This is a genomic window from Nonomuraea sp. LPB2021202275-12-8 (assembly GCF_037044575.1).
Classification (GTDB): domain Bacteria; phylum Actinomycetota; class Actinomycetes; order Streptosporangiales; family Streptosporangiaceae; genus Nonomuraea.
In genome coordinates this window covers 732,352-753,647 of record NZ_JBAHWD010000001.1, presented here as the reverse complement: position 1 = coordinate 753,647, position 21,296 = coordinate 732,352, and the positions used below count along the sequence as shown (strand labels likewise).

The following is a 21,296-nucleotide window of genomic DNA, read 5'->3' as shown; positions in this document are numbered from 1 at the left end:
GCGAGGTGTGGGCATGGTTCCGTTGATCGGGATCGAAGAGGAGTACCTCGTCGTCGATCCCCGCACCCGCCACGTCACTCCCCGGGCCGCCGAGGTGCTGGCCGCCGCGACGGACGTGCTGGACGTGGCGCACGAGATAACCCGTTTCCAGGTGGAGGCCAGGACGGCGCCGTCCGCGGACCTCACCGAGCTCGGGACGCAGTTACGCGCCGCGCGCAAGGAGGTCGCGGTCGCGGCCCGCTCGTGCGGCCTGGCCGTGGTCGCCAGCGGCATCCCCGTGCTGGGCAACGTGATGCCGCCGCCGCTCAGTGACGACGCCCGCTACGAGCAGGGCCGGGTGCTCTACCGGGCACTGCAGGACGAGATCAGCATCTGCGCCCTGCACGTGCACGTGGACGTGCCCGACGAGGAGACCGCCGTCTACGTGGGCAACCATCTGCGCCCGTGGCTGCCCACGCTGATCGCGCTGGCCGCGAACTCGCCCTTCTTCGTCGGCCGCGACACCGGCTACGCCTCCTGGCGGGTGATCAGCTGGGGCCGCTGGCCGGTCTCCGGCGCCCCGCCGTACTTCCCGACGTTCGGCGACTACGAGGTGGCGGTGCGCGCGCTGGCGGAGTCGGGCGCGCTGATGGACCCGAAGACCGTCTTCTGGGACACCCGCCCGTCGTCCAAGCTGCCCACGGTCGAGGTGCGCGTGGCGGACGTGCCGCTCGACGTGAGCGACAGCCTCACCATCGTCGGCCTGGTCCGCGGGCTCGTCGTCACTGCCCTGGCCGAGGTGGAGCGCGGCGACCGGGGGCTGCCCATCCCGTCGGAGGTGCTGCGCGCCGCCTACTGGCGGGCGGCCCGCGACGGGCTCACGGGCGACAGCCTGGACGTGCGGCACGGCGCCCTGACGCCCGCCCCGGTGATGGCCCGCCGCCTGTTCGAGCACGTACGGCAGGCCATGGACCAGGCCGGTGACCTGCCGTTCGTCGAGGAGGGGCTGGACCGGCTGCTCCGGCAGGGCTCCGGCGCGGCCCGGCAGCGAAGGGTCCTCGACCGCGCGGGCCACCTCGCCGCCGTGGTCGACGACCTCATCGAGGCGACCGTCGCCTAGTGCAGCGCGAGGGCCATGGCCACGCCCAGCCCGAAGATCACCACCACGCCGCGCAGCACCTTCGGTGACATCAGGCGCGCCAGCCGGGAGCCGAGGAGACCGCCCACCAGGCTGGCGGGCGCGATGATCGCCACCGCCTCCCAGCGCACCGCGCCGAACAGGGAGAAGGCCACCACCGACACCGTGCTGATCGCCAGCGCCAGCGCGGCCCGCACGGCGTTGACCCGCTGCAGGTTGTCGTGCAGGAACATGCCCAGCACCGCCAGCAGCAGCACGCCCATGCCGCCGTTGAAGTAGGCGCCGTAGCAGCCGCCGAGGAACACCCCGACGAAGACCAGCCTGTCGGGCCGCCGCCCGGTCTCACCGCCGAAGCGCGCTCGCAGCCACGGCTGTGCCAGCAGCGCCAGGCTGGCGAACGCCACCAGCCACGGCACCAGCGAGTCGAACAGGTTGTGCGGCGTGAACAGCAGCAGAGCGCTGCCCGCCACCGCTCCCAGCATCGCGACGGCCGACAGCCCGGCTGCCCTGCGCCGCTGGCCGCTCAGCTCGCCGCGGTAGCCGAGCACGCCGCCGAGATAGCCCGGCCACAGCGCCACCGCGTTCGTCACCGAGGCGGTGAGGCTCGGATAGCCCAGCGCCAGCAGCGCGGGAAAGGACACCAGGGTGCCACCGCCGGCCAGGGCGTTGACCACCCCCGCCAGCAGCCCGGCGCAGGCCAGGAAGGCGACGTCGCCCAGCGGGATCATCGAATCTCCTTACGTGGGAATCCCGCTGTCATCGGGAGAAGATGGGAACCGGTGCGCGAGGTCAACGGCCTACGGCGTAGCCTTGCGCGCCGCGCGGGTTCGCACCGGCCCGGAGGAAGCCGCCGTCACGGGCGACGGCGCTGAGCCTGCCGAGCGACCACGGCCCCTGAGCCTCGACCTCGTGCCCGCGCCGCCGCAGCTCGGCCAGCACGCCGGCGTCCAGCCGGTCCTCCACATGCATGACTCCCGGCCGGGAACCGCGCGGGAAGAACGAGCTGGGGAAGTGCTCGGAGTGGAACATGGGGGCGTCGATGGCCTCCTGGAGGTTCAGCCCGCCATGGACCAGCGCGAGGAAGAAGTTGACGCTCCACTGGTCCTGCTGGTCGCCGCCCGGCGTGCCGAACGCCAGCCAGGGGCGGCCGTCACGTAGCGCGAACGACGGCGACAGCGTGGTGCGCGGCCGCGTTCGCGGGCGCAAAGAGGCGGGCAACCCCTCCTGAAGCCAGAACATCTGCGCTCTGGAGCCCAGGCAGAAGCCCAGCTCCGGGATGGTGGGGGAGCTCTGCAGCCAGCCGCCGCTGGGGGTGGCGGAGACCATGTTGCCATGCCGGTCGACGACGTCCACGTGGCAGGTGTCGCCGCGTACGGTGCCGTCGGCCGACACGACCTGCTCGCCGGCGGGCACCCTGCTCACCGTCGGCTCGCCCACGCCGCCCCGCCCGCCGGACAGGCCCGGCGCGGAGGCCGTCGTCCCGGGCGCCGGGAACACCGGCAGCCGCGGCTCGCGCCCGCCTGGGGATCCGGGCCGCAGCTCCAGGCTCGCCCGGTCGCCGATCAGGGCGCGCCGCCCGGCGTTGTAGGGCTCGCTCAGCAGGTCGGCCATCGGCACGTCGGTGTCGCCGTACCAGGCCTCACGGTCGGCGAAGGCCAGCTTCGCCGCCTCTGTCACCGTGTGCACGTAGTCGGCGCTGAGCAGGCCCATCCCGGCCAGGTCGTAGCCGGACAGCAGGGCGAGCTGCTGCAGGAAGACCGGCCCCTGACCCCACGGCCCCGTCTTGCACACGGTGTGCCCGTGGTAGTCGAACGTCACCGGCTCCTCGACCGAGGCGGACCAGCTCGACAGGTCGTCGCCGGTGAGCAGCCCCCCGTGCTTGTGGCCCGAACTGTCGAGCCAGGCGGTCCTGGCACTGAACTCCGCGACGGCCTCGGCCACGAACCCCTCGTACCAGGCGCGGCGGGCGGCCTCCAGCTGTCCTTCGCGGGTGCTCGACGCGGCCTCCGCCTCTGCCACCAGCCGCCGGTAGGTGGCGGCGAGCACCGGATTGGCCAGCTTGGAGCCGGGCTCCGGCACCGAGCCACCCGGCAGCCAGGTGGCCGCGGACGTGGTCCACTCCTCGGTGAAGAGCTGCTCGACCGAGGCGATCGTGGCGGCGATCCGCTCCAGCACCGGCACGCCGTGCTCGGCGTAGTGGATGGCGGGAGCGAGCACGTCGGCCAGCGACCAGGTGCCCCAGCGCTCCAGCATGAGCATCCAGCCGCCGAACGCGCCGGGCACCGTGGCCGCGAGCAACCCGGTGCCGGGCACCGCGTCGAGCCCGAGCTCGGTGAAGCGCTCGATCGTCGCCGCGGCCGGGGCGACGCCCTGCCCGCAGACCACCGACACCTTCTGCTCGGCCTCGCTCCACAGCAGGATCGGCACCTCGCCACCCGGACCGTTCAGGTGCGGCTCGGCCACCTGCAGCACGAAGCCGGCGGCCACCGCCGCGTCGAAGGCGTTGCCGCCGCGCTCCAGCACCCCCATGCCGGTGGCGGAGGCGAGCCAGTGCGTGCTGGCCACCATGCCGAAGTCGCCGGTCAGCTCGGGCCTGGTCGTGAACAAGGTCGTTCCTTTCATGAGGCGGCGGCCGCGTCGGGCAGCCGGTCCGCCGTGACGAGATGGCACGCGGCCGGGTGGCCGCTCGTGCGCGGGTCGGTCAGTCGCGGTTCCTCTGTACGGCAGCGGTCGAAGGCCAGCGGGCACCGGGTGTGGAACCGGCAGCCGGACGGCGGGTCGACCGGGCTCGGCACGTCACCGCCGAGCACGATCCTGCGCCGCTCCCGCTGCCTGACCGGGTCCGCCACGGGAGCCGCCGACAGCAGCGCCTGCGTGTACGGGTGCCGCGGCTCGGCGAAGATCTGCGCGGTGGGGCCCGACTCGACGATCCTGCCCAGATACATCACCGCGATCCGGTCGGCCAGGAACTCCACCACCGACAGGTCGTGCGTGATGAACAGGCAGGAGAAACCCAGCTCCCGCTGCAGATCGGTGATCAGGTTGAGCACCGAGGCCTGCACGGAAACGTCCAGCGCGGAGACGGGCTCGTCGGCCACCACCAGCTTCGGGTTCAGGATCAGCGCCCTGGCCAGGCCCACCCGCTGCCTCTGGCCGCCGGACAGCTCGTGCGGGAAACGGCTCGCCATCTCCGGCCGCAGCCCCACCCGGTCCAGCATGGCCGCGACCCGCCCGGCCACCTCGCGCTTGGCGGCGGCCTTGTGGTGCACCAGCGGCTCGCCGACGATCTGCTCGATGGTGAAGCGCGGGTTGAGCGAGGAGTAGGGGTCCTGGAAGACCATGTGGACGTCCCTGCGCAGCGGGCGCATGGCCCGGCGTGACAGGCGGGTGATGTCGCGATCGCCGAGACTGATGCTGCCCGAGGTGGGGTCGGTCAGCCGCAGCACGCACTTGCCGACGGTGGACTTGCCGCTGCCGGACTCGCCGACCAGGCCGAGCACCTCGCCCTGGCCGATCTCCAGCGACAGCCCGTCCACCGCGCGTACCTGGTCGTAGTGCTTGACCAGGTCGTCGATCTTCAGTACGGGGTCGGTCATCGCTGGTCTCCTGGGTGGAAGCAGGCCGCCAGATGCCCGTCCGCCTGCCGCGCCAGCGGAGGTCTGGCCAGGCGGCAGTCGTCCTGGGCGCGCGGGCAGCGCGCCTGGAAGGCGCACTCGTCGGGGTCCGACAGCGGCGAGGGCACCATGCCGGGGATCTCGGCCAGCCGCCCGTTGACGGCGGCCGACGGCAGCGCCTTCATCAGGCCGACCGTGTAAGGGTGACGCGGGCGGGCGAACAGCTCCTCGACGGGAGCCTGCTCGACCGCGCGGCCCGCGTACATGACCACGGCCCGGTCGGCGATGTCGGCGACCACGCCCAGGTCGTGCGTGATGAGGATGATCGCGGTGCCGAGCCTGTCACGCAGGTCCCTGAACACGTCCAGCACGCCCGCCTGGATCGTCACGTCCAGCGCGGTCGTCGGCTCGTCGGCGATCAGCACCCGGGGCGAGCACGCCACCGCGATGGCGATCATCACCCGCTGGCGCATGCCGCCGGACAGCTGGTGCGGGTACTCCTTGACGCGGCGGCGCGGCGCCGGGATGCCGACCAGTTCGAGCAGCTCCTCCGCGCGTGCGTCGGCGGCCCGGCGCGAGAGGCCCTCGTGCCTGCGCAGCACCTCGGCGATCTGGTATCCGACGGTGAACGACGGGTTGAGCGAGGTCATCGGCTCCTGGAAGACCACGGACACGTCCTTGCCGCGCACCTTGCGCAGCTCCGCCTCCGGGAGCGTGGTCAGCTCGCGCCCGTCCAGCGTGATCGACCCGGTCAGCTTGGTCGAGTCGGGCGGCAGAAGCCTCGGCACCGACATCGCGGTGACCGACTTGCCGCACCCGGACTCGCCGCACAGCGCCAGGATCTCGCCCTCGTCGAGGGTGAGGGAGATGTCCCTGACCGCCTGGACGATGCCGTCCTCGGTGTCGAAGTGAACGGCCAGGTCGGTGATCTCCAACAGGCTCATCGGGCGCTCCTCGGGTCGAGAACGTCACGCAGCCCGTCGCCCAGCAGGTTGAAACCGAGCGTGGCGAGCGCGATCATCAGGCCGGGCCAGATGGCCAGCCAGGGCGCGACGTCCAGATACTGCTGCGCGGTCGTCAGCATGACGCCCCACGACGGCGTCGGCGGCTGCACGCCGAGCCCCAGGAACGACAGCGTGGCCTCGCCGATGATGGCCGCCGGGATCGCCACCGTGGCCTGCACGATGAGCGGGTTCGCGCAGTTCGGCAGCACGTACCGGAGCAGGATGTGCCGGTCTCCCGCGCCGTCGGCGATGGCCGCGGCCACGTAGTCCATCTCCCTGATCGCCAGCACCTCGCCGCGCGTGATGCGGATGACGGCGGGAAGCTGGGAGAAGCCCAGCGCGAGCACCACGCCCTTCAGCGACGGCCCGATGATCGCCGCCAGCCCCACCGCGAACACCAGGAACGGGAACGCCAGCGTCACGTCCACCAGCCGCATCACGATCGGGTCCAGCCAGCGCCGGTAGAAGCCGGACACCAGGCCGATCGGGATGCCGACGGCCATCGCCAGCACCGTCGAGAGCACCCCGGCCTGCAGCGAGACCTGCGCGCCGTGGGCGATCCTGGCCAGCGCGTCCCTGCCCAGGTCGTCGGTGCCCAGCGGGTGCGCGCCCGACGGCGGGGCCAGCGTCGCCGCGTAGTCCTGCGCCGACGGGTCGCCGGTCACCAGCGGCCCGAACAGCGCCAGCAGCAGGAACGCCGCCACCAGCACCAGGCCCGCCATCGGCATCGGGCGCCGCCTGAAGCGCCGCCACAGCCTGCGCCGCCGCTCGGCCTTGCCCGCTCTGACCGGCGCTACGGCCAGTGCTTCAGCCATGACCGCCTCCTGAGAGCCTGATGCGCGGGTTGAGATAGGCGTACGCGATGTCGACCAGCAGGTTGACCACCACGTAGCCGATCACCGTGACCAGCACCACCGCCTGGATGACCGGATAGTTCCGGGTGAGCACCGCGTCCACGGTCAGCTTGCCGAAGCCGGGGATGACGAAGATCTGCTCGGTCACCACGGCGCCGCTGATCAGCGCGCCGAGTTGCAGTCCGAGCACGGTCACCACGGTCGTCAGGCTGTTGCGCAGCGCGTGCGCGCCCACCACCTTGGCCTCGGGTAGGCCCTTCGACCGGGCTGTGCGCACGTAGTCGGCCGACAGCGCGCCCAGCATGGCCGAGCGGGTCTGCCGCATGAGGATCGCCGCGAACCCGGCGCCGAGCACCAGCGCGGGCAGCAGCATGCGCTGCAGGTTGGCCGCCGGATCCTCGCTGAAGGGAACGTAGCCGGAGGCAGGCAGCCAGCGCAGCGTCACCGCGAACAGCAGGATGCCCAGCAGCCCCAGCCAGAAGTGCGGCACCGACAGGCCGGCCAGGCCGAACCCGGTCGCCACGTAGTCGGCGAGCTTGCCGCGCCGCACCGAGGCGACGATGCCGGAGCCCACGCCGACGACGATCGCCACCAGCATGGCCAGCGCCGACAGCTCCAGCGTCACCGGCAGCCGCTCGACGAGGATGTCGGCGACCGGGATCTGGTCCTGGGTGGACCTGCCGAGGTTGCCGGAGACGGTCTGGCTGACGTAGTCGACGTACTGGGCCGGCAGCGGCTTGTCCAGGCCGAACTCGTGCCGGATGGCCTCCACCACGGCCGGCGAGGCCTCCTCGCCGGCCATGACCACCGCGGGGTCCCCGGGCAGCGCCCGGACCCCGAGGAAGATCATGACGCTGGCGAGGAACAGCACGATCACCGCCGATCCGCAGCGCCGCAGGATGAACCAGACCATCAGGCGACGAACCCGGCGGTCGTGTAGCGCGGCAGACCGTCCTTGAAGTACTGGACGCCGGCGACGTTCTTGTTCATGCCCAGGTAGTACTTGTTGTGGTACAGGTACACGACGCCGCGCAGCTCGGCCGCGCGCTGCATGGCCTTGCTGTAGAGCTCGGCGCGCTCGGCGGTGTCCTGCGTGGCGGCGGCGTGCTTGATCGGGTCGTCGACGCCCGGGTCGCTCATGCCCGCGTAGTTGTTACTGCCCTGGCTGGTGACCAGGTTCGTCAGGTTGCCGTCCGGGTCCACGCGGCCCGACCAGCCGCTCAGCATGACCTGGAACTTGCCCGACTTGCCCTGCTCAAGGGTGCTGACGAACTCGGCCGTCTCCACCGTCACGTCGAACCCGGCCTCCTTGGTCATCTGCTGGACGACCTGGGCGAGCCGCTGGTTGGTTGCGTCGTTGGGCGAGGTCAGCTTGACCGGGATCGGCGTCGGCACGCCGGACGCCTGCACGAGCTGCTTGGCCTTGGCCAGGTCGCGCTTGGGGCACTGCAGGGCGGGGGTGCGGTAGGCGCTGTCGACCGGCACCGGGTAGCAGTCGACCTCGTGCAGGCCGTTGTAGACGGTCTTGTTGATCTGCTCGCGGTCCAGGGCCAGCTCGAACGCCTCACGCAGTTCCGGGCTCTTGGCCAGCGGGCTGTCGACCGGGCCCGGCTTGTCGGTGGAGCCGGTGGCGTTGCCGACGTTGATCTGCATGCCGTAGTAGCCGAGGCCGCCGCCGGAGACGACCTTCAGGTTCGGGTCGGCCTGGACGCCCGCGACCGTGTTCGTGGCGAGCTGGTCGGCCACCTGGACGTCGCCGGACTTGAGGTTCGCGGCCCGCACGTTCGGGTCGACGATGATTTTGAACACGAGCTTGTCGAGCTTCACCTTGGCGGCGTCGTAGTAGTCCGGCGCTTTGTCCAGCACGATCTGGCTGCCCGAGGTGCGGCTGGCGAACTTGAACGGCCCCACGCAGACCGGGCCGGCGCCGAAGTTGTCTCCGGCGCTGTCGAGCGCCTTCGGCGACATGATCATCCCGGCCCGGTCCGCGAGCTGCGCCGTCAGCGGCGTGAACGCCCGCTTCAGCGTGAGCTTCACCGTGGTCGCGTCGACGACCTCGACCTTGGAGACGGCCTCCAGGTCGGCCTGCCGGGAGGACTTCTCCCAGGTGCGGTGCCGGTCCAGGGACTTCTTGACCGCCTCGCCGTCGAACGCGGTGCCGTCGTTGAACTTCACGCCGTCACGCAGCTTGATCGTCACCTCCTTGCCGTCCTCGGAGATCTCGGGCAGGGCGGAGGCGAGCTGTGGGACCAGCTCGGACGCGGGATTGATGTCGTAGAGCTTCTCGCACATGTTCGCGAAGACCTCGCGGCCCACCAGCGTGGTGGAGATGCTCGGGTCGAGCGCGTCAGGGTCGGCGTTGAGCGCGACATTGAGGGTGCCGCCGCTCTTCACGGCCCGGTTGTCGGCACTGGCGTCGACGACCGTCGGCGCGGCCGGGGACCCGCTCGAGCCGCCTCCACCGCAGGCCGCCAGCACGATGGGCAATGCGGCCAGTGTCGCGACGAGTTTGGGTCTCATGGTGCCTCCGAGGGGGTACGGCCAGCTTCAGGAGACTGTATACAACATTTCACGTTACATGGGTGTTTCGTGCCCACTTGATGTTATGTGAGTGTGTTCTAATCGTTCGCGTAGTTTGTTGTACGCAGGTCGCTGCGGCCGACCGCCGTCAGGAACGACCTCCGGGCGGCGGCGACGTGCGCCACCGCCCTGGCCTCCGCCTCGTCCTCGTCGCCCGCGGCGATGGCCTCGCACATGCCCAGGTGCTCCGACCAGGAGTGCGGCCCGCGTACGGAGGCCGTCTGGCTGAACACCCACTGTGCCCGCTGCAGCATCGGCGTCATCATCAGGTTGAGGTAGGAGTTGCCCGCGGCCTCGCCCACGGCGAGGTGGAAGGCCGTGTTCAGGTCCGCCACCGCCCCCAGGCGCCCGCCGTCCACGGCCTGCCTGGCCGCCTCCAGCACCCGCCGGAGCCGCTCGACCGACGCCGGGGTGCGCTTGCGCGCGGCCAGCCGCGCGGCCAGCCCCTCGATCGCGATCCGCACGTCGAAGAGCTCCGCGCCCTCCTCCGCCGACAGGGTCGCCACGGTGGCGCCGATCCGCGGGACGACCTGCACGAACCCCTCGGCGGCCAGCACCCGGATGGACTCGCGCACCGGGTTGCGCGAGACGCCGAGCACGGCCGCCAGCCGGTCTTCCACCAGCCGCTCACCCTGGGCCAGCTCGCCGGACAGGATGCGGCGCCGCAACTCCGCGGTGACCTCGTCGCGCAAGGTCCGGTGCGTGGCACCCAAGGTGAGATCAGTCATAGGGCTACTTATCGTATACAGACTCATTCCTATGCCTGTACGGGATACAGAGTCCGAGACCGTACATCACCGGCCGAAGCACGATCACGCAGGTGGCCACCGGCCGACGAGCCGGGAACGGGCGGATGGCCCCAGCGGCCAGCAGCACAGGGATCGTGCGCACGGCCCCCGGCATCCTGAACGCCATGCCGGGCGGCGGCCGGGTGCGCATCATGTCGAGCAGCTCCGACCGTGCGCCTGGTGAGCGGGCCCGGCCCAATGTGTCACCGCGCCTCGACCGCTTCGGCCGAAGCGCGCCCGCCACGGTTGCGGGCCGCGGTACGGCCGACCCCGTGTAGGAACGGCTCAGGCGCGGAGCCGGAGTCCGCGAGGTGTCGGGTGGAAGCCGGCCGCCTCCAGCGCCGCCGCCAGAGGAGAGTCCACGATCGACTCACCGTCGGCCCGCTCCACGGTCAGCTTGCCCAGGGCGCCGTCGCGGACGGCCAGCGCCAGGGCCTCGACGGCGGGCTGCAACCGGTCGCCGTCGGCGAACGACAGCAGCGTCTTGCCGCCCCGCTCCACGTAGAGCACCAGGTAGCCGTCGACCAGCACCACCAGCGCCCCCGCCTTCCGGCCGGGCTTGTGCCCGACCTCGCCAGGATGCTGCGGCCACGACAGGGCGGCCCCGTACGGGTTGGCAGGGTCGGCGGCGGCCAGCACCACCGCCCGGCGTGCCGGCTCGCGGCGCCCGACCCGGCCCTGAGGCGCCCCCGGCCCGCGAGCACCGCCGAACGACCTGTCGTCGGGCGGCGGCCCTCCGCCAGGAGCTGTCAGGGACGAATCCCCCCAAGGCGTTGCGCTGGAGAGATCCTCACCGGAGGACGTCGTACCGAAGGACGCTTCACCGGAGCGCGTCGCGGCGAAGGGGGCTCCCTCCGAGGGCGACCGGTCGAAGTCCGCTCCGCCCGAGGGCGCGATGCTCGGCGCCATGGCGCGCATCCGGTCGACCGCCCCCGGCAGCGCGAACTGGGCGCCGCCGAGACCCTCGACGAAGTAGCCCCGGCGGCACCGCCCGCTCTCCTCGTAAGCCCGCAACACCTGATAGATCGGTGTGAACCCGCCAGGCAGCCGCTCGGACGTCACCGCTCCGCGCGTCACCACCCCGTGCCGCTCCAGCAGCACCTCCGCCTGGGCGTTGGCCCGCTGGGTGGCGTCGGCCGCGGGCTCGGGAAGCAGCCACCACCGCCCGCCCACGGTCGGCGGCCCGCTCCTGGTCGGCAGCACCGCCCGCCGCCGCTTGGTGGCCGGCCGGTGGGCGGGACGGCCGGAGCCGAGAGTGGCACGCAGCGGCGCCAGCGTGTCGCCCGAGACGCGGCCCGCCCACACCAGATCCCACAGGGCGGCGGCCAGCGCCGCGTCGTCCAGCAGCCCCAGCCGGTCGGACAGCCCGCGGAAGAACAGCGCCCCACCACCACCGAGCGCCTCCAGCACCTGCTCGTGCACCGGCGTCATGGTGATCTCGCCCGGCTCGGGCAGCAGCAGCGGCGCGGTGTCGGCGAAGTAGAGCGACACCCATCCGTCGCCACCGGGCAGCGACCCCTGCCCCGCCCACATCACCTCGCCCGACGAGGTCAGCTCGTCGAGCAGCGCCGGATGGTAGCCGGGAACCCGCGTCGGCAGCACGAGCGTCTCCAGCGCGGAGGCCGGCACCGCCGCCCCCTGCAGCAGCTCGACCGCCCGCACCAGCGCGTCCATCGCCCTGGCGGTCCCGGCCATGCCCTGCCTGCCACCTGATGCCGTACCGGTGCCCGTTATGCCGTGCCAGGCGGGAGCGAACAGGGCCAGCGTCTCCGGTGCGACGGGCTCGACCTCCTTGCGCAGCCTGGCCAGCGACCTGCGGCGCAGCATCCGCAGCACGCCCGCGTCGCACCACTCCTCGCCCCGCCCACCGGGCCGGAACTCGCCGTTCACCACCCGACCGGAGGCCGCCAGCCTGCGCAGCGCGTCATCCACCACGGCCACGCCCAGGCCGAACCTGTCAGCCGCCGTGCTCGCCTGGAAGGGACCGCGCGTGCGGGCATGGCGCGCCACCAGGTCGGCCAGCGGATCGGCCACCGGCTCGAGGAACACGTGCGGGATCCCCACCGGCAGCGGCGCTCCCAGCGCGTCGCGCAGCCTGGCGGCGTCCTCGATGGCGGCCCACTGGGTCTCGCCCGCGATCCGTACCCTGATCGCCCGGCGCGCCCGCTCCAGCTCCTCCAGCCAGGCCGTGTCCCCGCCCCGCACGCCGACATCGGGCGCCAGCAGCGGCCCGTGCGAGCGCAGCAGGTCGGACAGGTCCTCCAGGTCGCGCAGCGGCCGGTCCAGCCTGGCCAGCTCCCGCTCGCTGTCGGCGATCACGTCGGGGTCGAGCAGCTCGCGCAGGTCGGCCTGGCCGAGCAACTCGGCCAGCAGGTTCGTGTCCAGGGCGAGCGCCTGCGCCCGCCGCTCGGCCAGCGGAGCGTCGCCCTCGTACATGAAAGCGCCCACGTAGTGGAACAGCAGCGACGCCGCGAACGGTGACGCCTGCGACGTCTCCACCTCCACCAGCCGCACCCGTCGCGCCGCCAGGTCGCGCATGAGCCGCACCAGCCCCGGCACGTCGAAGACGTCCTGCAGGCACTCGCGCATCGTCTCCAGCACGATCGGGAACGACGCGTACCGGGAGGCCACCCCGAGCAGGTGCGCCGCCCGCTGGCGCTGCTGCCAGAGCGGGCTGCGCCTGCCGGGCGTGCGGCGTGGCAGCAGCAGCGCCCGCCCGGCGCACTCCCTGAACCGGGAGGCGAACAGCGCGGAACCGCCCAGCTCCTCGGTGACGATCTGCTCGATCTCCTCGGCGTCGAACGCCGCCACGTCGGTCGGCGGCTCTGCCAGCGTGTCGGGGATGCGCAGCACGATGCCGTCGTCGGAGTGGACGGCCTGCACGTCGAGGCCGTAGCGCTCGCGCAGTCGACGGTTGATCGCCAGCGCCCAGGGAGCGTGCACCCGCGCCCCGTAGGGGGAGTGGATGACCACCCGCCAGTCGCCCAGCTCGTCGTGGAAGCGCTCCACCAGCAGCGTCCGGTCGTCAGGCACGTAGCCGGTGGCCTCGCGCTGCTCACGCAGGTAGGCCAGCAGATTGTCGGCGGCGTAGGCGTCGAGGCCGGCCGCGCGCAGCCGCTCGGTGGACTCCTGCCCGGCCTGGTCGCGCAGGAAGGCGCCGATGGCCCTGCCCAGCTCGGCGGGGCGGCCCGCGGTGTCGCCGTGCCAGAACGGCAGTTTGCCCGGCTGGCCGGGCGCGGGGGAGACCAGCACCCGGTCCGCGGTGATGTCCTCGATCCGCCATGAGGTCGCGCCCAGCACGAAGACGTCGCCGACGCGGGACTCGTACACCATCTCCTCGTCGAGCTCGCCGACGCGGGAGGCCTTGTCGCCGACCAGGAACACGCCGAACAGCCCTCGGTCGGGGATCGTGCCGCCGTTGGTCACCGCCAGCCGTTGCGCGCCGGGCCGCCCCTGGAGTGTGCCCGTCACCCGGTCCCACACGACGCGCGGCCGCAGCTCGGCGAACTCCTCGCTCGGATAGCGGCCGGCCAGCATGTCGAGCGTCGCCTCCAGCGCGCTCCTGGGCAGCGTGGCGTAGGGGGCCGCCCGCTTGACCACGGCCTCCAGCTCGTCGACCGTCCACTCCTCCAGCGCGGTCATCGCCACGATCTGCTGGGCCAGCACGTCGAGCGGATTGCGCGGATAGCGCAGCTCCTCGATCAGGCCGCCCTGCATGCGCTCGGCCACCACCGCGGTCTGCACCAGGTCGCCGCGGTATTTGGGGAAGATCACGCCCTTGGACACCGCGCCCACCTGGTGGCCCGCCCGGCCGATGCGCTGCAGGCCGCTCGCCACGCTCGGCGGCGCCTCCACGCACGCGACCAAATCCACCGCGCCCATGTCGATGCCCAGCTCCAGGCTGGAGGTGGCCACCACGGCAGGCAGCCGCCCCGACTTGAGCGCCTCCTCGATCTGCGCCCGCTCCTGCTTGGACACCGAGCCGTGGTGGGCGCGCACGATCTCCGTGACCACGCCCCTGCTCGCCCCCGCCTGCGCCATCACCTGCGCGGGCATGCTCGACGGGCCGCCGCCGGGCGACTCCCAGATCGACAGGTCCACGGCCTCGGTGCCCTGGTGGCGGTCGTACGCCAGCTCGTTGAGCCTCGTGCAGAGCCGCTCCGCCAGCCTCCGCGAGTTGGCGAAGACGATCGTCGAGCTGTGGGCCTCGATCAGGTCGAACAGCCGGTCCTCGACATGCGGCCAGATCGAGCGCTTGGCCGGGTCGGGCGCGAAGTCGTCGGCGCCCGCCTCCCTCGGCGCCGCCTCCACCTCGGTCATGTCCTCGACCGGGACGACCACCTCGACCTCGATCCGCTTGTCCGAGGGCGGCTGCACCACGGCCGCCGGGCGGGCACCGCCGAGGAAGGTCGCCACCTCGCTCACCGGACGGACGGTCGCCGACAGCCCGATGCGCTGCGCGGGCCGCTCCAGCAGGGCGTCGAGCCGCTCGAGAGTGAGGGCCAGGTGGGCGCCGCGCTTGGTGGCCGCCACCGCGTGCACCTCGTCCACGATCACCGTCTCCACCCCGCGCAGCGCCTCACGCGCCTTGCTGGTGAGCAGCAGGAACAGCGACTCCGGCGTCGTGATGAGGATGTCGGACGGCTTGGCGGCGAACCGCCTGCGGTCCTCCGCCGGGGTGTCGCCGGAACGGATCGCCACCGAGATCTCCGGCACGGGCAGCCCCAGCCGCCGCGCCGTCTGCTTGAGCCCGGCGAGCGGCGCGCGCAGGTTGCGCTCCACGTCCACGGCAAGCGCCTTCAGCGGCGAGACGTAGACCACCTTGGTGCCGGGCTTCTCGGAGGGCTCGGCGGCCAGCCTGTCGAGCGACCACAGGAAGGCGGCCAGCGTCTTGCCCGAGCCCGTCGGGGCCACGACCAGCGTGTTGTCGCCGCGCGCGATCGACTCCCACGCGCCCTCCTGAGCGGAGGTGGGCGCGGCGAAGGCGCCGGCGAACCATTGCCTGGTCATCTGGCTGAAGTGGTCGAGCGAGCTCACCTGCACATACTGCCTCGCCGCACCGACAGAAAACGCATTGTCCCGGCGCCAGGCGATTGAGCGGGGGCGTCGGCGGACATACACCGACCGTGACCATCGACCACGCAGCCATCGAGGCTCACCGCGAGGAGATCAGGGACAGGTACGTTTTACCGCACCGTCCTTCGAGCAGTGCGCGCGGCCTGCACCACATGGCCCTGGTGTCATCAGACGTGGAGCGCACCATCAAGTTCTACCAGGAGCTGCTGGAGTTCCCGCTGACGGAGATCTTCGAGAACCGCGACTACAAGGGCTCCAGCCACTTCTTCTTCGACATCGGCAACGGCAACCTGCTGGCCTTCTTCGACTTCCCCGGCCTCGACCTCGGCCCTTATCAGGAGGTGCTCGGCGGGCTGCACCACATCGCGATCTCCGTCGACCCCGCCACCTGGGAGCGGCTGTGCGGCAAGCTGGAGATGGCCGGCGTGCCGCACCAGATCGAGAGCGGCGCCTCCATCTACTTCAAGGACCCCGACGGCGCCCGGCTGGAGCTGCTCGCCGACCATCTCGGTGAGATGTACGGCTCGCGGGTGCTGTGATCTAGCGCCGCGACGCCCTGCGTGTTCGCGGCGCGCCGACACGCGGCCGGCGCCTGAGGCCGGCGTGCTTCTCGGATCGCTCGGCCTTCTCCTTCCGGATCGCCAGTCGCTGACCTAACAGCAGCAGGCGGCGCCTGGCCTTGCGCGCCTTGGCCAGGGCCGATTTCGGGGGTGAGGACTTGGGGGTCTTTGCCATGGGCTTGTCCTACCCATCCCCCCGGCCATTCCATACTTGGGACATGCGCCTGACCGAATTCTGGAGACGTATGTGCGAGCACTTCGGCGACACCTACGCCGAGTCCTGGGCGCGCGACTACGTTCTCGCCCCGCTCGGCGGCCGCACCGTCACGCAGGCACTGGCCGAGGGCGAGAGCGCCAAGTCCGTCTGGCGCGCGGTCTGCCAGGTTGAGGACGTCTCACCCCGGCTCCGCTGAGTCCAGGGCCTCCTTCAGAGCCCGGGCCGCCCGCTCGGGATCGTCGACGCTGCTCTGCCCGCCGGGCGACCACAGATACAGCCAGCCCCGGTGCACCGGTGTCGCGAAGACCATCGTCTGCCGGCCGGTGTGCGGCTGCCACACCCACAGCACCGGATCGTCGTCACCCACCATGCGGCTCACCAGCCCGTAACCGGGCAACAGCTCGGCGAGCGCTTGGAGGTGGGTGCGCCGCTCCCCGGTGTACGCGCTGGCCACGTGGCTGCCTCCCGCTGTCTTTCTGTGAGTCTCCCCAGCTCACGACTGACAACACGCCCGGCGCAATGCGGCCGAATGTACGGGTCCGACAGCGTCGGCGGCCCGGGGCGCCCCGGTTGATGGGTGGGAGGCAGCCGTGGACGCCCGGCTTTCACGGCCTCGGGTGTCAGGGTCTGATGGCGTGGCCGGCGGGCCGCACACGTCCATGGCCCTCGGTGGTGCTCCGCCCGTTGGAGCAGGTCGCGACGGCTTGCACTCTCGTGGGCTACAGCCGATCCGCCGCTCTCTGGCGTGCGCACGATCTCCGCTTCAAGCACTCGTGGACGGCTCACCGTGGTGACGCGTGTTCCAGATGTGATCGAACAGTCGTTCGGCTACGATGGGGTCCGTGGCTTCGCCAGAAAATGTCGGTGGCAGGCCGTAGCTTTCACTCGACTGTTCGGACCACGACTCTCCAGGGGGAGTTTCCCATGGCAATCAACGACCGCGAGAAGGCCCTCGAGACCGCACTCGCTCAGATCGAGCGGCAGTTCGGCAAGGGCTCCGTGATGCGCCTGGGCGACGACGCCCGAGCCCCCATCGAGGTGATCCCGACCGGGTCGATCTCCCTGGACGTGGCACTCGGCATCGGCGGCCTGCCGCGAGGCAGGATCGTCGAGGTCTACGGCCCCGAGTCCTCGGGTAAGACCACGGTCGCCCTGCACGCGGTGGCCAATGCCCAGCGTGCGGGTGGCATCGCGGCCTTCATCGACGCCGAGCACGCCCTCGACCCCGAGTATGCCAAGAAGCTCGGCGTCGACACCGACGCGCTGCTCGTCTCCCAGCCCGACACGGGTGAGCAGGCGCTGGAGATCGCCGACATGCTGATCAGGTCCGGCGCCGTCGACATCATCGTCATCGACTCGGTGGCCGCCCTGGTGCCCAAGGCCGAGATCGAGGGCGAGATGGGTGACAGCCACGTCGGCCTCCAGGCGCGCCTGATGTCCCAGGCCCTGCGCAAGGTCGCCGGCGCGCTCAGCAACACCGGCACCACCGCCATCTTCATCAACCAGCTCCGCGAGAAGATCGGCGTCATGTTCGGCTCGCCCGAGACCACGACGGGCGGCAAGGCGCTCAAGTTCTACGCCTCCGTCCGCCTGGACATCCGCCGCATCGAGACCCTCAAGGACGGCACCGAGGCGGTCGGCAACCGCACCAGGGTCAAGGTCGTCAAGAACAAGATGGCCCCGCCCTTCCGCGTCGCGGACTTCGACATCCTCTACGGCGTCGGCATCTCCCGCGAGGGCGGCCTCATCGACATGGGCGTCGAGCACGGCTTCGTCCGCAAGTCCGGAGCCTGGTACACCTACGAGGGCGAGCAGCTCGGCCAGGGCAAGGAGAACGCCCGCAACTTCCTGAAGAGCCACCCCGACATGGCCAACGAGATCGAGAAGAAGATCAAGGACAAGCTCGGCGTCGGCCCGCGCCTCGACGCTCCGGTCGAGGTCCCCGCGGCCCCGGCTCCCGCCGCTCCGGCCTCCACCGGCCGCGGCTCGAAGTCCACCCCGAAGCCCGGTGACGTCTGATCGGTCGCGCATGAGTGACATGGACCCGGATCAGGCGCCCCACTCCAAAGACTGGGGCGCCTGGCCAGACGTCCCCGCTTCGCCGCGCCGTCGCGGCGGCTCACGCCCCGGCGAGGTCGCCGACCCCGGGACGCAGGCGGGCGGCACCGCTTCCCGATCAGCTGCGGCATCGGGGCCCGAGGGCGGCAACGGCTGGCCATCGCCCAGCGAATGGCGCGCGCTCCGCAGCGCGCCACCGGACAGCACCCCGCCATCCGGTACGTCCTCCGACGCGCCCCCTTCCTGGGCTGTCGGCCCACTCGCCGGCCCACCGGATGCCGGGCCATCGTCGTCGTCGCCGGTCACCGACTCCGACCGGCCAGGCGGCGACGCGCCCAGGGGCGGCCGGGCGGGTTCCGGATGGCCCGGCGGCAGGCGGGTCGCGGACGGTTCGGGCGGTGACGGCTCGTTCGAGGATGAGGGCTCCTTCCAGAGCGGGGGGTCTTTCGAGGGTGGGGCAAAGGATCGGCGTTCCGGTAGAGGGCGAAGACCTGCTGGTGGCAGGGGCCGTGGCGGCCAGGGCGCAGGCGGCCGGTCCGGCAAGGGGAGGCGCTCCGCGGGTGGCACGGGAGACGGTTGGCTGCCTGACGGCCCCGACCCCGACACGCCCGCCGGCACCACCCCGCACGCAGACCCCGAGTCGGTGGCGCGCGCCATCGTCCTGCGCCTCCTCACCATGGCCCCCAAGACCCGAGCGCAGCTCGCCGAAGCCCTACGCAAACGGGACGTGCCGGACGAGGCGGCGGAGAAGGTGCTCGACCGGTTCTCCGAGCTCGGCCTCATCAACGACGAGGCGTTCGCTGAAGCCTGGGTCGACTCCCGCCACCACGGCCGCGGCCTGGCCAAGCGCGCCCTCGCCGCTGAACTGCGCCACCGAGGCGTCGACTCCGAGACGGTCAACGAGGCCGTCGAGCGCCTCGACCCCGACCAGGAGGTCGAAACAGCCCGGCGGCTCGTAGAGCGCAAACTCCGCTCCACCCGCTCCCTCGACCCCAAAGCCCGCACCCGCCGCCTGGCGGGCATGCTCGCCAGAAAGGGCTACGCCCCCGGCCTGGCGTTCCGCGTCGTCCGGGAGGCACTTGAGCAGGAAGGCATCGAGGTCGAGGACGACTACCCCTGACCCCGAACCCTCATGCCCCGCGTCCCACGACGCCTTACCTGGTGACCGTCCCGCCCACGTCCTCGTAACGTCGCGTGCTCGTGGCAGCGCGTGCTCAATGGTGCGTGCTTGTAAGGGCACGTGCTCGTGGCGGCTCGTGACGGGCGTGCTTTTACGGCGCGTGCGTTCGTGGCGCCGTGCGTTCCTTCGGCGCGGGCTCCAACGGCACATGCTCGTGGCACACGTCCTCGTGGCACCAGGTCCATTGGCTCTATGGGGTTCTCGGTTCTTACTGGCCGCCTGGAGCGCGCCCTGTTTCTGCGGCGGCGACGCGGTGCCACGACGCCGGACAACCACCTGACCCTGGGGTGTGTCACCTGGGAGCCTGCAGCGGAAGCCCGTAGGCAGGCTCGTTGGACACGCTTGATAACCCGTTTGCTTGCTCGTGACCTGTTCGACGCATAACCTCGACGGCAGTGAGGAGTTACTCCGCGCAGTGCGGATTGCCATACCGGTGAACGACGGACGAGCGAGCTTGGTTGATCGAGGCGGGCGAGGTGTCGGCTGTGACAGTCGGCGCCCGGTCAGTCTTGGCTTGATATCGGTCCTGGGAATGACGCCGATCCGGCTTTCCGTGCCGCGCCCGTGACCCTCCCGTTGCGAGGGCCGCGTTTGTGGGTGTTGACGACGCGAGGAGGGCGGGGCGTACATGGGGCCGCTTGTCGTAGTGCTGTCGGTGGCGGTGCTCGTTCTGACCTGCGGGATGATGGCGGCCCTCTACATCGTCGTCCGGCGCACCTCGGGCAGCGTTCCGAAAGCCGCCAAGCCCACCCCCGAGCAGGTCGAGGCTGTTCACGAGGAGCTTGAGCACGCTCGCGAGGAGGCCGGGAAGATCCGCGACAAGGCCGAGTCCGACGCGGAGGAGATCCTGCGCAGGTCCGAGTCTGCCGCGGAGACCGCCGCGCAGATGCGCCGCGAGGTCGAGCAGGAGAGCCGGATGCTCAAGTCCGAGCTCAAGGAGCTGCGTACCGACCTGGAGCGCAGGGAGGGCCGGCTGGCCGAGCGCGAGCAGCGGCTGGACGAGGAGGCCAGGCGACAGGCCGAGCGCGACCGCAAGCTGGCCGAGACCGAGATCGAGCTGGCCGACCGGCGGGCTGAGCTGCTGCGGGCGGAGGAGGATCGGCGGGTCATCCTCGAGAGGGTGTCCGGGTTCACCTCGGATCAGGCCAAGGCCGAGCTGGTCAAGGAGATCGAGAACCAGGCCAAGCGCGAGGCCGCGCTGATCGTCAGGGAGATCGAGGGAGATGCCCGCAAGGAGGGCGAGAAGCGCGCCACCAAGATCGTGACGCTGGCGGTCCAGCGGGTCGCGGCGGAGCAGACCGCGGAGTCGGTGGTCAGCGTGCTGCACCTGCCGGGCGACGAGATGAAGGGCCGGATCATCGGCCGCGAGGGGCGCAACATCCGGGCGTTCGAGTCGACGACGGGCGTCAACCTGATCATCGATGACACGCCCGAAGCCGTGCTGCTGTCCTGCTTCGACCCGGTGCGCCGAGAGACCGCCCGGCTCACCTTGGAGAAGCTCGTGCTCGACGGGCGCATCCATCCGCAGCGCATCGAGGAGGCCCACGAACGCAGCCGCGCGGAGGTGCAGGACCTGTGCGCCCGCGCGGGCGAGGACGCCCTGGTCGAGCTGGGCATCACCGACATGCATCCGGAGCTGACCCTGCTCCTCGGCCAGCTCCGATACCGCACCTCCTACGGGCAGAACGTACTCAAGCACCTCATCGAGTCCGCTCACATCGCCGGCATCATGGCCGCCGAGCTCAAGCTGGACCAGCCGCTGATGAAGCGCTGTGCCCTCCTGCACGACATCGGCAAGGCGCTCACGCACGAGGTCGAGGGCAGCCACGCACTCATCGGGGCGGAGATCGCGCGCCGCTACGGTGAGCAGGAGGACGTGGTGCACGCCATCGAGGCGCACCACAACGAGGTCGAGGTACGCACGGTCGAGGCGGTGCTGACCCAGGCGGCCGACGCCATCAGCGGCAGCCGTCCGGGCGCCCGGCGCGAGTCGCTGGAGGCGTACGTCAAGCGGCTGGAGCGCCTGGAGGAGATCGCGCAGTCCTACGACGGCGTGGACAAGGTCTTCGCGATGCAGGCCGGGCGCGAGATCAGGGTGATGGTCAAGCCGGACGCGATCGACGACATCCAGGCGCAGGTGATCGCCCGCGACGTGGCCAAGCAGGTGGAGGAGGAGCTCACCTACCCGGGGCAGATCCGGATCACCGTGGTACGCGAGTCGCGCGCGACGGAGTTCGCCCGCTGACGG

17 protein-coding genes are annotated in these 21,296 nt (G+C 71.5%); 6 read left to right on the top strand and 11 right to left on the bottom strand.

Translation table 11 applies throughout. The features are described 5' to 3' along the window. Nucleotides 1-13: 13 nt before the first annotated feature. Nucleotides 14-1,099, top strand: a complete 1,086-nt coding sequence (locus V5E28_RS03545; RefSeq protein ID WP_336204852.1) for a carboxylate-amine ligase — start codon at nt 14-16, stop codon at nt 1,097-1,099. On the opposite strand, the gene V5E28_RS03540 is transcribed toward V5E28_RS03545, so the two are convergent. From V5E28_RS03540 to V5E28_RS03500, 9 genes are all read right to left on the bottom strand, one after another. Then, nucleotides 1,096-1,845, bottom strand: coding sequence for a sulfite exporter TauE/SafE family protein (locus V5E28_RS03540; protein ID WP_336204851.1), 750 nt, complete (start codon nt 1,843-1,845; stop codon nt 1,096-1,098). The genes V5E28_RS03545 and V5E28_RS03540 overlap by 4 nt on opposite strands. 61 nt (nt 1,846-1,906) lie before the next feature. Continuing rightward, the gene (locus V5E28_RS03535) at nt 1,907-3,739 is read right to left on the bottom strand and encodes a gamma-glutamyltransferase family protein (protein ID WP_336204850.1); all 1,833 of its coding nucleotides are present in this window, start codon (nt 3,737-3,739) and stop codon (nt 1,907-1,909) included. Continuing rightward, nucleotides 3,736-4,713: an ABC transporter ATP-binding protein gene (locus V5E28_RS03530; protein WP_336204848.1), complete on the bottom strand. Its 978-nt coding sequence runs from the start codon at nt 4,711-4,713 to the stop codon at nt 3,736-3,738. Before V5E28_RS03530 ends, V5E28_RS03535 begins: the two co-directional genes overlap by 4 nt. Continuing rightward, on the bottom strand, nt 4,710-5,675 hold the full coding sequence (locus tag V5E28_RS03525) for an ABC transporter ATP-binding protein (protein WP_336204847.1): 966 nt from the start codon (nt 5,673-5,675) through the stop codon (nt 4,710-4,712). Before V5E28_RS03525 ends, V5E28_RS03530 begins: the two co-directional genes overlap by 4 nt. Then, nucleotides 5,672-6,550 (bottom strand): ABC transporter permease, encoded by an 879-nt coding sequence (locus tag V5E28_RS03520; protein WP_336204846.1) that lies wholly within the window; start codon nt 6,548-6,550, stop codon nt 5,672-5,674. Before V5E28_RS03520 ends, V5E28_RS03525 begins: the two co-directional genes overlap by 4 nt. Then, the gene (locus V5E28_RS03515) at nt 6,543-7,502 is read right to left on the bottom strand and encodes an ABC transporter permease (protein WP_336204845.1); all 960 of its coding nucleotides are present in this window, start codon (nt 7,500-7,502) and stop codon (nt 6,543-6,545) included. Before V5E28_RS03515 ends, V5E28_RS03520 begins: the two co-directional genes overlap by 8 nt. Next, nucleotides 7,502-9,109, bottom strand: coding sequence for an ABC transporter substrate-binding protein (locus V5E28_RS03510; protein ID WP_336204844.1), 1,608 nt, complete (start codon nt 9,107-9,109; stop codon nt 7,502-7,504). Before V5E28_RS03510 ends, V5E28_RS03515 begins: the two co-directional genes overlap by 1 nt. Before the next feature lie 98 nt (nt 9,110-9,207). Continuing rightward, nucleotides 9,208-9,897, bottom strand: a complete 690-nt coding sequence (locus V5E28_RS03505; protein ID WP_336204843.1) for a GntR family transcriptional regulator — start codon at nt 9,895-9,897, stop codon at nt 9,208-9,210. A 345-nt stretch (nt 9,898-10,242) separates the two neighbouring features. Next, complete coding sequence (locus V5E28_RS03500) at nt 10,243-14,967, bottom strand: ATP-dependent helicase (protein WP_442945763.1); 4,725 nt, start codon at nt 14,965-14,967, stop codon at nt 10,243-10,245. Between the two features lie 116 nt (nt 14,968-15,083). On the opposite strand from V5E28_RS03500, the gene V5E28_RS03495 reads away from it, so the two are divergent. Beyond that, on the top strand, nt 15,084-15,572 hold the full coding sequence (locus V5E28_RS03495) for a VOC family protein (protein ID WP_336204841.1): 489 nt from the start codon (nt 15,084-15,086) through the stop codon (nt 15,570-15,572). A gap of 1 nt (nt 15,573) precedes the next feature. On the opposite strand, the gene V5E28_RS03490 is transcribed toward V5E28_RS03495, so the two are convergent. Continuing rightward, the gene (locus V5E28_RS03490) at nt 15,574-15,768 is read right to left on the bottom strand and encodes a hypothetical protein (RefSeq protein WP_336204840.1); all 195 of its coding nucleotides are present in this window, start codon (nt 15,766-15,768) and stop codon (nt 15,574-15,576) included. A 43-nt stretch (nt 15,769-15,811) separates the two neighbouring features. Here V5E28_RS03490 and V5E28_RS03485 point away from each other — a divergent pair, with 43 nt between their 5' ends. Further along, nucleotides 15,812-16,006 (top strand): DUF3046 domain-containing protein, encoded by a 195-nt coding sequence (locus V5E28_RS03485; RefSeq protein ID WP_336204839.1) that lies wholly within the window; start codon nt 15,812-15,814, stop codon nt 16,004-16,006. On the opposite strand, the gene V5E28_RS03480 is transcribed toward V5E28_RS03485, so the two are convergent. After that, complete coding sequence (locus V5E28_RS03480) at nt 15,989-16,264, bottom strand: hypothetical protein (protein WP_336204838.1); 276 nt, start codon at nt 16,262-16,264, stop codon at nt 15,989-15,991. The two genes, V5E28_RS03485 and V5E28_RS03480, sit on opposite strands and share 18 nt — an antisense overlap. Before the next feature lie 470 nt (nt 16,265-16,734). Here V5E28_RS03480 and recA point away from each other — a divergent pair, with 470 nt between their 5' ends. From recA to rny, 3 genes are all read left to right on the top strand, one after another. After that, nucleotides 16,735-17,829 carry a recombinase RecA gene (gene recA / locus V5E28_RS03475; protein WP_336204837.1) on the top strand — a complete coding sequence of 365 codons (1,095 nt, stop codon included), beginning with the start codon at nt 16,735-16,737 and terminating at the stop codon, nt 17,827-17,829. A 682-nt stretch (nt 17,830-18,511) separates the two neighbouring features. Further along, entirely contained in the window at nt 18,512-18,988 is a 477-nt protein-coding gene (locus V5E28_RS03470) for a regulatory protein RecX (RefSeq protein ID WP_336204836.1), read from the top strand. A 688-nt stretch (nt 18,989-19,676) separates the two neighbouring features. Further along, nucleotides 19,677-21,293: a ribonuclease Y gene (gene rny, locus V5E28_RS03465; protein WP_336204835.1), complete on the top strand. Its 1,617-nt coding sequence runs from the start codon at nt 19,677-19,679 to the stop codon at nt 21,291-21,293. Nucleotides 21,294-21,296 lie beyond the last annotated feature (3 nt).

Coding starts and splice junctions, on each gene's coding strand:
- V5E28_RS03500 (WP_442945763.1), bottom strand. CDS start 14,967: ATGACCAGGCAATGGTTCGCCGGCGCCTTCGCCGCGCCCACCTCCGCT.
- V5E28_RS03545 (WP_336204852.1), top strand. CDS start 14: ATGGTTCCGTTGATCGGGATCGAAGAGGAGTACCTCGTCGTCGATCCC.
- rny (WP_336204835.1), top strand. CDS start 19,677: ATGGGGCCGCTTGTCGTAGTGCTGTCGGTGGCGGTGCTCGTTCTGACC.
- recA (WP_336204837.1), top strand. CDS start 16,735: ATGGCAATCAACGACCGCGAGAAGGCCCTCGAGACCGCACTCGCTCAG.
- V5E28_RS03505 (WP_336204843.1), bottom strand. CDS start 9,897: ATGACTGATCTCACCTTGGGTGCCACGCACCGGACCTTGCGCGACGAG.
- V5E28_RS03525 (WP_336204847.1), bottom strand. CDS start 5,675: ATGAGCCTGTTGGAGATCACCGACCTGGCCGTTCACTTCGACACCGAG.
- V5E28_RS03515 (WP_336204845.1), bottom strand. CDS start 7,502: ATGGTCTGGTTCATCCTGCGGCGCTGCGGATCGGCGGTGATCGTGCTG.
- V5E28_RS03520 (WP_336204846.1), bottom strand. CDS start 6,550: ATGGCTGAAGCACTGGCCGTAGCGCCGGTCAGAGCGGGCAAGGCCGAG.
- V5E28_RS03485 (WP_336204839.1), top strand. CDS start 15,812: ATGCGCCTGACCGAATTCTGGAGACGTATGTGCGAGCACTTCGGCGAC.
- V5E28_RS03490 (WP_336204840.1), bottom strand. CDS start 15,768: ATGGCAAAGACCCCCAAGTCCTCACCCCCGAAATCGGCCCTGGCCAAG.
- V5E28_RS03510 (WP_336204844.1), bottom strand. CDS start 9,109: ATGAGACCCAAACTCGTCGCGACACTGGCCGCATTGCCCATCGTGCTG.
- V5E28_RS03530 (WP_336204848.1), bottom strand. CDS start 4,713: ATGACCGACCCCGTACTGAAGATCGACGACCTGGTCAAGCACTACGAC.
- V5E28_RS03535 (WP_336204850.1), bottom strand. CDS start 3,739: ATGAAAGGAACGACCTTGTTCACGACCAGGCCCGAGCTGACCGGCGAC.
- V5E28_RS03540 (WP_336204851.1), bottom strand. CDS start 1,845: ATGATCCCGCTGGGCGACGTCGCCTTCCTGGCCTGCGCCGGGCTGCTG.